7 protein-coding genes are annotated in these 12,981 nt (G+C 67.8%); 3 read left to right on the top strand and 4 right to left on the bottom strand.

The annotated features are described in order from the left end of the window. Window positions 1-190 precede the first annotated feature (190 nt). Window positions 191-4,099 carry a PA14 domain-containing protein gene (locus tag GA0070624_RS24245; RefSeq protein ID WP_091344957.1) on the top strand — a complete coding sequence of 1,303 codons (3,909 nt, stop codon included), beginning with the start codon at window positions 191-193 and terminating at the stop codon, window positions 4,097-4,099. Window positions 4,100-4,348: 249 nt separating this feature from the next. Here the strand turns inward: GA0070624_RS24245 and GA0070624_RS24240 are convergent, their stop codons facing one another. From GA0070624_RS24240 to GA0070624_RS24225, 4 genes are all read right to left on the bottom strand, one after another. Further along, the gene (locus GA0070624_RS24240) at window positions 4,349-8,041 is read right to left on the bottom strand and encodes a PQQ-dependent sugar dehydrogenase (protein WP_176731848.1); all 3,693 of its coding nucleotides are present in this window, start codon (window positions 8,039-8,041) and stop codon (window positions 4,349-4,351) included. A gap of 260 nt (window positions 8,042-8,301) precedes the next feature. Next, entirely contained in the window at window positions 8,302-8,859 is a 558-nt protein-coding gene (locus GA0070624_RS24235; RefSeq protein WP_091344941.1) for a hypothetical protein, read from the bottom strand. Further along, complete coding sequence (locus tag GA0070624_RS24230; RefSeq protein ID WP_091344939.1) at window positions 8,856-9,698, bottom strand: ABC transporter permease; 843 nt, start codon at window positions 9,696-9,698, stop codon at window positions 8,856-8,858. The genes GA0070624_RS24235 and GA0070624_RS24230 overlap by 4 nt, the downstream gene beginning before the upstream one ends. After that, on the bottom strand, window positions 9,695-10,672 hold the full coding sequence (locus tag GA0070624_RS24225) for an ABC transporter ATP-binding protein (protein WP_218105279.1): 978 nt from the start codon (window positions 10,670-10,672) through the stop codon (window positions 9,695-9,697). Before GA0070624_RS24225 ends, GA0070624_RS24230 begins: the two co-directional genes overlap by 4 nt. A gap of 159 nt (window positions 10,673-10,831) precedes the next feature. Between GA0070624_RS24225 and GA0070624_RS24220 the strand changes: the two genes are divergently transcribed. Together GA0070624_RS24220 and GA0070624_RS24215 are read left to right on the top strand one after the other, a co-directional pair. Then, window positions 10,832-11,509, top strand: a complete 678-nt coding sequence (locus tag GA0070624_RS24220) for a response regulator transcription factor (RefSeq protein ID WP_091344937.1) — start codon at window positions 10,832-10,834, stop codon at window positions 11,507-11,509. After that, on the top strand, window positions 11,499-12,872 hold the full coding sequence (locus GA0070624_RS24215; RefSeq protein ID WP_091344935.1) for a sensor histidine kinase: 1,374 nt from the start codon (window positions 11,499-11,501) through the stop codon (window positions 12,870-12,872). Before GA0070624_RS24220 ends, GA0070624_RS24215 begins: the two co-directional genes overlap by 11 nt. The last annotated feature ends 109 nt before the right edge of the window (window positions 12,873-12,981 follow it).

Raw genomic sequence — 12,981 nt, 5'->3', positions numbered from 1 at the left:
GTGGTCTCAGAAGCACGAGCGGGCGAGCCGCGGTTGTTCGGTCGTCCCCTCGCGGAGCAGGTGCGTCGGTCGATGTCTGCCGGATGGGAGGAACACTTAGAATGCATAACCGTAACCCCCTCACGAGTCAGCCTTCCGCTATCCGCAATATCTGTGCCGGTGGTCAGTCCGCTGACGAGTGGCTGGTCCGGTGAGCGCCGCCTTCGCGTCCACCTTCAAGCAGACGTTGTTTCTGAAGGTGGCCGCGTTAGTCGCGATCCCATCGGTGGCGATGATGGCCATGCTGCCTGCGGCGCCGAGCGCGGCCGCACCACCGGCGGATTTCCAGACCTCGTTGGTGGTCGGCGACGGTCTCGACGGCCCCTCGGGATTCGAAATCGCGCCGGACGGTCGAATCTTCGTCCTCGAGCGCACCGGGAAAATCAAAATCATCAAGAACGGGCAGCTCCTGCCGCAGCCCTTTGCCGATTTGCCGTCTGAGGCGACCGGCGACCGCGGCTTGATCGGAATCGCGTTCGATCCCGATTTCGGGGTTGGCAACCACTATGTCTACTTCTATTACACTGGGCACGATCTGCTGAATCATCTTGTGCGTTTCAACGCCTCCGACGACGTTGGCGCCGACGGTCCGTACCCGCTCTTCCAGACGCAGTCGCCGTCGCAGCTTCTGCATGTCGGCGGTAGCGTCGCATTCGGTCCAGACGGAAAGCTCTATCTCGCGATCGGTGACAACGGTAACGGGGCTAATTCACAGGATCTGGGTAACCCGCACGGCAAGATCCTGCGGATCAACAAGGACGGCTCGATTCCGGCCGACAACCCGTTCTACGGACAGCCTGGGAAACTCGGCGCGATCTGGGCGTACGGCTTCCGTAACCCTTGGCGCTTCCAGTTCGACAGCGTCACCGGGGAGCTCTACGGCGGCGACGTCGGTGACTTCACCTGGGAAGAGGTCAACCACATCGTCAAGGGCGGCAACTACGGCTGGCCGGTAAACGAAGGCGCATGTAGTGCCAACTGCGCGGGCTTCGTCGATCCCATCTATGCCTACAACCACAACGGGCAGAGCGCGGCGGTCACCGGCGGACCGGTCTATCGCGGTGCGATGTTCCCGCCTGAGTACCAAGGGAATCTCTTCTTCGGCGACTACGCGACCGGGTTCATCAAGCGGGGTCAACTCGACGGGAACGGCAACATCACCGCGATCCACGACTTCGACACCCAGGCGGGCAGTGTCGTCGATATGAAGGTCGCCCCGGACGGCTCGCTGTACTACCTCACCATCTACCCCGGCGCGCTCTACCGCGTCTCCTACCACACCACCTCGCATGTGCCCGTCGCGAACGCCAGTGCGGATGTCACGAGGGGGGTGGATCCGCTGACCGTCCATTTCTCGAGCGCGGGAAGCAATGACCCGGACGGAGATCCGCTCACCTATCTGTGGAACTTCGGCGACGGAACGACCAGCAGCGAGGCGAACCCGACAAAGAACTACCCGGACAAGGGTGTCTACACCGTCCGTCTCACGGTGTCCGGCGGGACGGACCAGACACAAGCACAGCCGATTGTGATCCAGGTGGGCATACCCCCGACTCTGACCGTCGCCGCGCCCACGGAGGGCATGCTCTACCGTGCGGGCGACACGATCACGTACAACGCATTCGCCAGCGACGCCGCGGGCTTCGACCTCAACGACGCCAACATCAAGACCGAGGTTCGGCTGCACCACGGGACCCACTACCACCCATTCCTGGGGCCGCTGACCGGCCGGGCCGGGTCCTTCACCATCCCGACGACCGGCGAGGCCTCTGCCGACACCTCGTACGAGATCACGGTGACCGCGACCGACGGGAACGGTTTGACCGCCACGAAGAGGGCCAATATCTTTCCCCGCAAGTCGCACATCACCCTCGCAACCTCGCCGCCGGGGTTGGGGTTGACGCTCGACAGCGTTCCGGTGAGCACACCCCATGCGGTCGACGGGGTTGTGGGCTTCAAACGTGAACTTGCGGCGCCCACCACCGCGATCGCGGCCGACGGTACGGTTCTCCAGTTCGCGGGCTGGTCTGACGGCCGCAGCATCCGACACATCATCACCACGCCGGAAACCGATACGACCTACACCGCGACGTACCGGCCGTCGCTGGCGTTCACCGGCGCCTACTTCGACAACACCAGCCTCTCCGGGACCCCGATCCTGACCAGACAAGACCCGAAAATCGACTTCAACTGGGCCGCCGGTTCACCGGACCCGGCGGTGCCGGACAACGGATTCGGGGTCCGCTGGACCAAGACGCAGTGGTTCGGCGCCGGCCGCTACAAGTTCACCACGGTGACGGATGACGGCGTCCGGCTGTACATCGACAACAGGCGTGTGATCGACCAATGGCAAGGTCACCCGTCCACCGAGTACACCTACGTAACCGATCTCGGCGAGGGGAACCACGCCATCAAGATGGAGTACTTCGAGGGTGGCGGCGACGCCCTCGCGACGCTGACCTGGGACAGCACCGCCGACCAACCAGACGAGTCGTTCCACGCCGAGTACTGGAACGCGCCGCCCGGAATCAACGCCATCCCGGGTGGTCCGCCAACCGTCGCGCGCGACGAGCCGGCGATCGACCATGACTGGGGCTCCGGCTCGCCGGCGCCCGACATCTCGGTAGACCGGTTCGTGGCCCGCTGGACGAGGACGATGAGCCTGGCGCCGGGCGAGTACGAGTTCACCGCCACGGCCGACGACGGCGAACGGCTCACGATCGACGGCGTGCGGGTCATCGACGAGTGGGTGGACCAGCCCCCGACGAGCTACTCCGTACACCTACCGCTGGACGGCGGCCCGCACACGATCCTCATGGAGTACTACGAGAACGGCGGAGGCGCGGTCGCCCGGCTGGCCTACAGCCAGGTCGGCGACCTTCCGGAGTCGCCTGCCTATCAGGGTGAGTACTGGAACACCCCGGACGGTGGTACGTCGCCGGGCATACCCACCGGCCCGCCGGATCTGGTTCGTAGTGACCCCACACTCGAGTTCGAGTGGTCGGACGGCTCACCCGCGCTCCAGATCTCGGCCGATCATTTCGTTGTGCGGTGGACACGGACGGACGTGCTCTCCGCCGGCGTATACCGGTTCACGGGCGCCGCCGACGACGGGATCCGGGTTTTCGTCGACAACGTGCCGGTGGTCGACAAGTGGCAGCTGCAGAACGCGACCTTCAGCGTGGACAAGGTCGTTCTCGGCGGGCCGCATGTCATCCGCGTCGAGTACTTCGAACACGCCAGCGGTGCCCGCGCCATGGTCGACTACGAGCGGATCGGCGAGGTCGTACCGGCCGACGACGGCTACTCCGCCGAATACTTCGCCAACCAGGACCTCTCGGGGGTACCAGCGCTGACGCGCCAGGACAGCGCCGTGGACTTCGACTGGGGCGGGGGATCGCCGGGCGATGGCATCCCGGTGGATCACTTCTCGGCGAGGTGGACCAAGTCTGCGCAGCTAGCCGCCGGGTCCTACGCCTTCACCGTCACCTCGGACGACGGTGTCCGCCTTTTCGTCGACGGTGTAAAGGTGCTCGACAAGTGGACGATCCAGGGCGGAAACACCTACACAGTCACCCGTCAACTCGGAGAGGGCACCCACCAGATCGTGCTGGAGTACTTCGAATCCGCGGGTTCAGCCGTTGCCCGGTTCGGCTACGTGCCGACCAATGGGCCGCCGCCACCCGTCGTACCATTCGCGGCCGAGTACTTCGCCAACGCGACGCTCGACGGCACGCCGATCGTCACGCGCAACGACGATCAGGTCGACTTCGACTGGGGCTCCGGTTCGCCGGATCCAGCCCTTCCGGACAACGGCTTTTCTGCTCGGTGGGCGCGGACCACCGACTTCGAGGCCGGGACCTACCGTTTCACTGTCACGGGCGACGACGGTATCCGGCTTCGGCTCGACGGCAATCTGATCATCGACGGGTGGAGCGACCACCCGCCGACCACGTACACCGCCGATGTCACAGTCGATGCCGGCCAGCACACCGTCGTTGTCGAGTACTACGAGCGCACGGGCGGCGCGGTGGCGAGATTCAGTGAGGTCCGGCTGTGACCTGACAGTCGCCGCGGGCGTCCCGTCCACGGCCGTGCCGTGGACGGGACGCCCGGCTCCACCGAGTGTTCAGGGTTCCGATGCCGTTTCGGTGGTGGTGCCAGATCGACATGATGCAGCAAGGCGAGCAGCGTCACCGCGACCGCTGCCGCCGCGTGCACCGCGACCGGCATTGCGGCGCAGCCGGCTCCGACGTTGGTAGCTCGCTGAGCGGCCAGGGGACGACAGCGATCTCGCGGGTCAAGGCACCTACGGCGTGGGCGGGTGGAACAGCACACCCATACCGTTCCGCAGGACCGGTTGATTCAACGAGTACTGCAATGCGGTCGTGCCCTGCGCGTTCTCGATCCCAACGGTGGCCGAGCCACCCTGCTCCAGAGCGGTCGTGCCGATGTCCTGCCAGGCGACCGTCACGTCGCTGTTCTCCGACAGCACCACCTCGAACGAGACGCGCGACGTGCTGTCCGCATAGAACCGGACGTTGCGCCACTCCACGATGAACTTGCGGTTCGGCGCGGTGCCGGTCAGCGACGTCCGCACGCTCGCGGAGGCGTCGACGAGGAGGTCGCCCCAGAACGGATATACCGCCCCGTTGGCCCTGTTCGCGGCCGGACCCGACGGGATCGCGCCGTGGTCCCACGCCGAGCTTGACGGCTGGATGAAGCTGAGCACGCCGTTGGTGTCGACCCACGCCGTCGTGTATGTCGTGCCGTAGAGCGTGACCCCGAATGGCAGGCTGATCTGCTGGTAGGCGTCATCGCCGGTCAAGGTCAGCACGGTCTGATCCGCCGGGGTCCAGGCCGTCGGGCCGGCGGTGCAGGTGTACCCGAACGAATCCGAGCATGGCGGGGCCGGCGTCAGGGCGATATTGGCGGTGACGGTGGTGCCGCTGACAGCCGTCACCGTGGTCGAGCCGGGCAGGAAGCCGATCTTCTGTGCGTTGACCGTGTGGGAGCCCGGTGGCACGTCCGGGAACGAGTACGTGCCGTTGGTGGCTGTAGTCGTGCTCAGCGACGTACCCGAGACGGTAACCGTCGCGCCGGCGATTGGCGTACCCCCGGAGCTGCTCGTCACGGTGCCGGCGACGACGGCGGGCGCGGGCGGCGGTGGTGGCGGCGGCGCGTCCGGCGGCACGAACTGGACCACGTCGCCGCTGCGCAGGCGCGGCTGGTTGTAGGAGTATGCGAGGGCAACCGACCCGTCTGCGTTCTCGATGCCGACCGTCGCCTCGCCGCCCTGCTCCAGCGGGGACGCGTCGATGCCGGAGTAGGCGAACGAGATGATCCCTGTTCCCTCCTCGAAGATCGACTCGAAGGTGACTCGAGCAGACGAGTTCGCCCAGAACCTGACGTTGCGCCACTCCACGATGAACCTGCGGTTCGGCGCGGTCCCGGTCACCGCCGTGCGAACGCTTGCGGAACTGTCCACGACGAGGTCGTCCCAGAGCGGGTACGCGGCGAGATTCGGCTTGTTCGCGGCCGGCGGCGACGGGATGGCGCCATGGTTCCATGCCGACCCGTTGGGTGTCGTGAACGTGATCACGCCGTTGGTGTCGACCCACGCCGTCGAGTAGGAGCCGCCGTAGAACGGCACCGGGAATGGCAGCGTGATCTGCTGATATTGATCGTCTCCCGTCAGCGACAACACCGTCTGATCCGCGGGTGTGAAGGCGCCGGAGCTCACCGTGCACGTGTACCCGAACGAGTCGACGCACGCCGAGTCCTGGGCGTAGCTGGCGGTGTATGTGGTTGCCGCCGTGGGCGCGGTGATGACGTGCGACTGCGCGCCACCGTCGGACCAGCTCGTGTAGTTGTAGGTGCGGCCGCCCACGCTCTGCGGCGACAGCGCCGACACCGAGTTGGTCGAGCCCTGGATGACGGTGCGGGTGAACGGCGTGGTCCCGGTGGTCGAGCCGACGACCAGCTGAAGGCCGGACGGGTTCGTGGCGAACGTGAGGCTCACCGTCTGCGGGTCCAGCCGGCGCACGACTCTGTGCGAGAGGTTGTCCTGGTCGGTCGCGACGAGTTCGAGCTCAAGGTAGGACGGATATTCGTGGTCCGGCGTGACGAACGAGCCGCTGGCCACGCCGGTCCAGTTCTGTAGGACGTGCGTGTGGCAGCTGCCGGTGTCGGAGCAGTGCTGAAGGCGCAGTTGCCAACTCAGCGCCGAGGCGGGCAGCGTCCCTTGCTGCGGGTCGGTCGCATGGCCGGTGAAGCCTATGGTGTTTCCCACCCGCCAGGTCGTGCCGGCGGTGGGTGTGTCGATCACCGCGGTCGGCGCCTGGTTTCCAGGTGAGATGATGACCGTCTCGCTGTCTGTGGCCCCCAGCGAGTCCGTGATGGTCAGCCTCGCGGTGAAGTTGCCGGCCGTCGTGTAAGTGAACGACGTGGTGGGGGCCGTCGAGTCGGTAGTCCCGTCGTTCGTGAAGTCCCAGGCGTAGGTCAGCCTGCCCTGGTCCGCCGGATCGGGATCCGTGGAGCTGGTGGCGCTGAAGTTGACCGTCATCGGCACCGGGCCCTGCGTGGGCGACGCGTCGATGACCGCGGTCGGCGGCTGGTTGCCCGGGAAGTAGCGGATCCGCCGGATCGTGCCGTTCAGGTCCACGTAGTACAGCTCGTTGCCGGGCCCGAGCTCGAGGTCGACCGGGCTGGCCGCGCTGGACGCGAACGTGACGAGGTTGGACGCGCTCGGCAGCCCCCCGGGCGTCGTCGGGAGCGACGCCCAGATGCAGTCGCGCGAGTAGTCGGCGAAGAAGAGCGCCCCGTTGTACGCGGCCGGGTACGGGCCACCGGTGGTCGGGTAGAACGCCACCCCGGTCGACGAGGAGCTCCCGGTCGGGCAGGCCTCGCCCGGGATGAGCTTGTTGGGGTGGTTCCATGCGACGAAGGGGAGTGTGTGCGCGCTCGGGCCGGCGCTGTACAGCGTCTCGCAGACGCTGAGATTGGCACCGTCGTAGCCGTCCTGCCGTAGGTTTCCCTCGTAGCACGGCCAGCCGAAGTTGGCCACCCCAGCGGTCGGGTCAACTACCCGGTCCACTTCCTCCCATGTGTTCCACCCGGTGTCGGAGATCCACGCCTCGTTCGTGCCGGGACGCAAGGTGAGCCGGAATGGGTTGCGCAGGCCGGTTGCAACAATGCGTCGGGTATCCGGATCCGGCGATCCGATGTTCGGGTTGCCCGGGGCAGCCGCGCCGGTGGTCGGATCCAGCCGCAGCAGCGACCCATCGAGTTGTGTCTCGTCGGCGGTGGTGCGGAGGTCCTGTGATCGTAGTGCCCCGCCCTCGTTCGGCGGGTCGGAGCACGGGTTGGTCGGGTTGCCCGATGGCAGGTTTCCGTAGTCGACGGCGCTGAAGCTCGCGCCGTCGCCACCGGTGGCGTAGAGCATGCCGTCCGCGCCGAACTCCAGATCGCCGATGGAGTGGCTCGGGTACTGCTGGCACCAGTCGTGGATGAGCACCTGCTCCGTGCCGGTCATCACGTCGCCCGAGGCCTGCAGCTTGGAGAGCCTGCCGGTGACTACGCACAGCCCGTTGCTCGGGTCCGGACAGACATCGTTCCACCGTGGCGCGACCTGCCCGGGCGGGGCGTCGTATGTGTAGAGAACGTAAACCCAGGGGCTGGTCGGGAAGTTCGGCGGCAGCGCCAAGCCAAGGAGGCCCCGATCCCACTGGTCGTGCACGTTCGTCGACAGGTCCGCGAACACGGTGGGGCTGGTGTCGGCCAGGTTGTCGAAGACCTTGATGCGACCGCCCTTTTCGGCCACGAATATGCGCCCGTCGGGAGCAAACTCCAGGTCGGTCGGCGCGTTCAGCCCGCTGAACACGATCTGTTCCTGGAAGCCGGACGGCAGCGTGGCCGCCGCCGCCGGCGCGGCATGCACCGGTGCCACCACCCCGGCGACAAGTGCTCCGACCAGGAGTGCCCGCATGATGGGTCGCGACATCGCCACCCTCCCCCCACCGAACCGGCCGAGGTGAACGCTGGCGCGCACGGCCGTTCACCATCGAAGTGCCCACAGACTAGCGACGGAGCGATCGCATCAGCACTGTCGGTTACCTGACGGGAGTAGCGACACAGTAGCGGCCCGGTCGAGCTACTTCGGCACCACGTCCGCTTCCACGCCGGTTAGGAGGACTGTCCGGGCGACGGCCTGGGGGCTCACCGCGATCCGGCCAGTTCGGCAGAAAGGGCGGCTTCCTCCTGTCAAGCCGGACGCCGAATGCGGTATCTGGCGGCTGCGGCCACCAGACCGAGCACGATCGGAACGACGACGGCGACGGGCAGGGAGCCCGCTGCGGTCAGGGTCCGCTTTCCGGCCACCGTCACGTGCACCGGCTGGCTCACCACCAGCGGACCGGTGCCCGCGGTGGAGCCGCCGTTGGGCATGAGTACCAGGTAGACGTCGAAGCTGCCGGTGTTGACCGCCTGGAACTCCCAGGTCAGCGATGTGCTGCTGCTCGGCGCCACCGGTGGCACCTCCCGGGTCACGTCGGCCGACCAGTCCTCAAGGTCGACGTAGACCCCGTCCAGGCTCGCCACGTTGAGGTGGGCCACCAGCCGGTCCGTCGGTGCGTCACCTGAGTTGACGACGCGGGACTCGAGCGTCAACCGCTCGCCCACCACGGCGTTGAGCCGGTTCTGGTCCACTGCGATCTCGACGGCGCCGGGCAGCGGCGGCGGAGCGGCTGCCGCCGACGCGGAGCGGCCGGCGGGAACCGCCAGCGCCAGCAGCAGCCCGGCGAGCGCTAGCCCTGTCCTCATTCTCCGCTCACCCCTCCGTGCAGGCGGACCATCCGGGTGCCGGCGGCGACCAGGACTCCGCCGGCCAGTGCAGCCGTGAGTAGCGGAGAGACCAGGTACGACAGGTCCCGCGTCCAGGCGTGCCCGTTGACGAGCACCGCGGTCAGGTAATGCAGCGCCGCGTCGACCGGGTTGAGCCGGACGAGGAGATCGCCGAACCAGCCCTTCGGCGCGCCGCCGGGCAACTGTGTCGGCGCGAAGAGCGCCAACAGCAGGAACAGGCTCACCGCGAGGCTGACCTTGTTGGAACTCGACACGGCGCTGATCAGCAGACCGAGTGCGGCGAGCGCGACCGCCAGCAGCGTGCCGACGAGCAGGCCCAGCAGCAGCGCCTGCCCCACGATGGACACGCCGCGTCCGAGCACCCACAGATACGGCACGCTCACGACGAAGGTCGCGAGCCAGAGCGACAGGGCGGCGGCCGTCTTTCCGATGATGATGGGGCGGCGGGAGACGGGCGCGAGCAGCAGACTCTCCAGCGTGCCTCGCTCCCGCTCCCCGCTGATCGCGTCGGCGCTGACGACGAGCGTGACGAGGACGCCGACCGCAACTGCGACCTGCAGGGTGAGGTTCACCGCTTCCCGTTGCTCGAGGAAGTTGAGCACCTGGCTGGTACCGGCAAGGTAGGTCATGACGCTCAGGACGACGCTGAACGCGAAGACCAACGCCGGGCCCCGCCCGCTCACCCACAGATCGCGGCACTCCTGTTCGGCGACCACCCACCACCCCGGGGTGTCGCGGCGCACCGCGTCCACGCCGGGTTCGGCGCTCCGGACCCGCCCATGAAGACCTGCCGTCATTGGACGCTCTCCCTGGTCACCGCGAGGAACGCAGCGCTGAGCCGGGCGCCTTCGACCTCGAAGGAAAGGACGGGCACGTCGGCGCTCAGCACCGCCCGCAGTGGTCCGTTCATCCCCGTATCCGTGCCGCCCTGCCGGGCGCCCGGCCCCTCGTTCAAGGACATCCTGAGGATGTCGGGACGTTCGTCCGCGGGCTCTATCGTCAGGCCGGCAACGCCCGCGAGCGCTTCCCGGGCCCGACCGACAAGCTCGATGGGTACGCGCATCTGCGCGTGCTGCTGGGTGGTGACGGCGCGCGTGACCTCGCCGAAGCTGCCGGAGACGAGGATCTTTCCCTTGTGGAGGATCAGCACGCTCGTGCAGATCTCCTCGACCTCCGGAAGGGTATGGGTGCTGAGGATGACGGTGGCTCCGCTGCCCACCGCGATCTTGCGGATGATCGCCAGCACCTGACGCTGCCCGGCCGGGTCGAGCCCGAGCGTCGGCTCGTCGAGGAAGACGACAGCGGGGTCGTTGACCAGCGCCCGTGCGATACCAAGGCGCTGCCGCATGCCTCGGCTGTACGTCGAGATCCGGGACGAGGCGCGTTCGGCCAGGCCCACCTCCGCCAGCAACCGCCCGGCGACCCGAATGGCGTCCGCACGGGGGTGGCCGAAAAGCCGGGCGTGGTAGCGCAGGTATTCCTCGCCGGTCTGGTGTCCCGGATAGCCCGAGCTTTCCGGCAGCACACCGATTCGCCGTCGAATCTCGATTGGCCGGGTGAATGGCACACCAGCCACCGAGAATTCCCCGCTCGTCGGTGCCAGCACCGTGGTGAGCAGTCTGATCGTCGTCGTCTTACCCGAGCCGTTCGGGCCGAGCAGTCCTACGACCTCGCCCTGTCGTGCCCTGAAGCTCAACCCGTCGATCGCCGTACGGTCCCCGAACCGCTTGGTGAGCCGCACAGCCTCGAGCTGTACGTCGGCCATGAGCATCCCCCTTTCTCGGCGGGTGCGAGCCGACGACGCGTACCCGCGGTTCGTCAGGGCGACTGTACGGCGGGCCGGCTGAAGACCGGCTGAACGCGGAGGAAGCCGGAGGACTGCGTCGTCGGCTTCAGCGGGCGGTAAGCCGGCCGGTGGCACACTTGGGGAGTGCGCATCCTCGTGGTCGAGGACGACAAGCACCTCGCCCGGTCGATCAAGCGTGGGTTGGAGGCCGAGGGGTTCGCGGCCGACGTCGCCCTCGACGGTATCGACGGCCTCTGGCGGGCCAAGGAGGGCGACTACGACCTCGTCGTTCTCGACATCATGCTGCCCGGCAGGAACGGCTACCAGGTGTGCGCCGAGTTGCGCGAGGCCGGAGATTGGACCCCGATTCTCATGCTCACGGCCAAGGACGGCGAGCTCGACGAGGCGGAAGCTCTCGATACCGGAGCCGATGACTACCTGTCCAAGCCGTTCTCCTATGTGGTCCTGGTCGCCAGAATCCGGGCACTGCTGCGCCGGGGCTCGCGGGAGCGGCCTGCCACGCTGACCGCCGGCGATCTGCGGCTCGACCCCGCCGCCCACCGGGCCTGGCGGGGGGACACGCAGGTGTCACTCACCCCGCGCCAGTTCGCCCTCCTCGAGTTCCTCATGCGACGCCCCGGCGAGGTGCTCTCCAAGAGCACCATCCTCGACCACGTCTGGGACTTCGCGTTCGACGGCGACCCCAACATCGTCGAGGTGTACGTCCGGCACCTGCGCAGGAAGATCGACGAGCCGTTCGGTCGTTGCGCGATCCAGACCGTCCGGCTCGTCGGCTACCGACTGGACCCCGATGGCGGCTGAACGCGACCGGTCCCGGGCACGCCTCACGACGGTGCGCGCCCGCACCACCATCGCCGCCACGATCGTCGTCGGTATCGCCCTCGTGGTCACCGTCGTAAGCCTGGTGGTCTTCCTGCGCCGTTCGCTGGTTGACCGCGTCGACGACATCGCGAGGGTGCGCGCGTACGACGTCGCGGCCCTGGCCCGCCAGGACATGCTCCCCGCGGACCTGGCCGTCGAAGGCGACGACGGAAGCATCGCCCAGGTCGTGGACGGTACCGGCCGGGTCGTGGCGGCAACCGCCGGACTGCGGCGGGACCAGCCGCTCGCCCGGTTCCGCCCTTCCGGGGCGGCGTCCGAGGTCCGCACCGTCGACGACGTTCCCTTCGGCGAGGGCGGCAGCTACCGGATCATCGCGCTGCCGACGGCCACGCCGGGAGGACCGGTGACCGTCTACGTCGCGGCAAGCCTCTCCCCGGTCGACGACGCCGTCGAGGTTCTCCAGGGTGCCCTTGCCATCAGTGCTCCGCTGCTGCTGGCACTCGTCGCCCTGACCACCTGGACGGTCGCGGGCCGCACGCTGCGGCCGGTGGACGCCATCCGGGCCGAGGTCGCCGACATCTCCGAACGATCCCTCGACCGACGCGTGTCCGTGCCACCCACGGACGACGAGATCAGTCGACTCGCCGGCACGATGAACATGATGCTCGACCGGTTGGATGCCGCCGCCGAGCGTCAACGGCGCTTCGTGGCGGACGCCTCGCACGAGTTGCAGACCCCGCTCGCCGCGGCGCGGACCGACCTGGAGGTCGCGCTCGCCCACCCCGACAGCAGCAATTGGAACGACATCGCAGCCGACCTGCTCGCCGCGAACCGCCGCATGGAGCGGCTGATCCGGGACCTGCTGTTCCTTGCCCGGGCGGACGCCGGCGCCCCTCGCGCCGCCACCCGTCCGGTCGATCTCGACGACATCGTCCTGTCCGAAGCGGCCCGGATCCGTGGCGGCGGCCACCTGCAGGTCGACACCAGCGCGGTCTCGGCGGCCGCCGTCGACGGCCGTCGCGACGACCTGACGCGGGCCGTACGCAATCTGTTCGACAACGCCGAGCACCATGCCTCGTCAACGGTCAGCGTGGAGCTCGGCAGCGACGACCGCTGGGTCGCGTTGACCGTCCATGACGATGGGCCGGGGATACCGCCCGAAGACCGGATGCGCATCTTCGAGCGATTCACGCGACTTGACGACGACCGGAGCCGTCGAACCGGCGGCACCGGTCTCGGCCTGGCCATCGCGAAAGAGATCGTTGACGCACACGGGGGCTCGATAGTCGTCGAGGACGCCCCCTGCGGCGCACGGTTCGTCATCCGGCTGCCTGCGCGCTGACCGTACTGCCTGGGAAGAGCCGGAAATTTCTCGATTGCGAACGCCCTCGACGGGGAGAGCGCGGCCGGGCCGGTGCATCTGCCATGAGCCGAAATCACCGCGCCGGTTG

Source organism: Micromonospora rhizosphaerae, assembly GCF_900091465.1.
In the GTDB taxonomy this organism is placed as follows: domain Bacteria; phylum Actinomycetota; class Actinomycetes; order Mycobacteriales; family Micromonosporaceae; genus Micromonospora; species Micromonospora rhizosphaerae.
The sequence above is the reverse complement of the archived record's forward strand: the minus strand, read 5'-3'. Positions and strand labels throughout refer to the sequence as shown.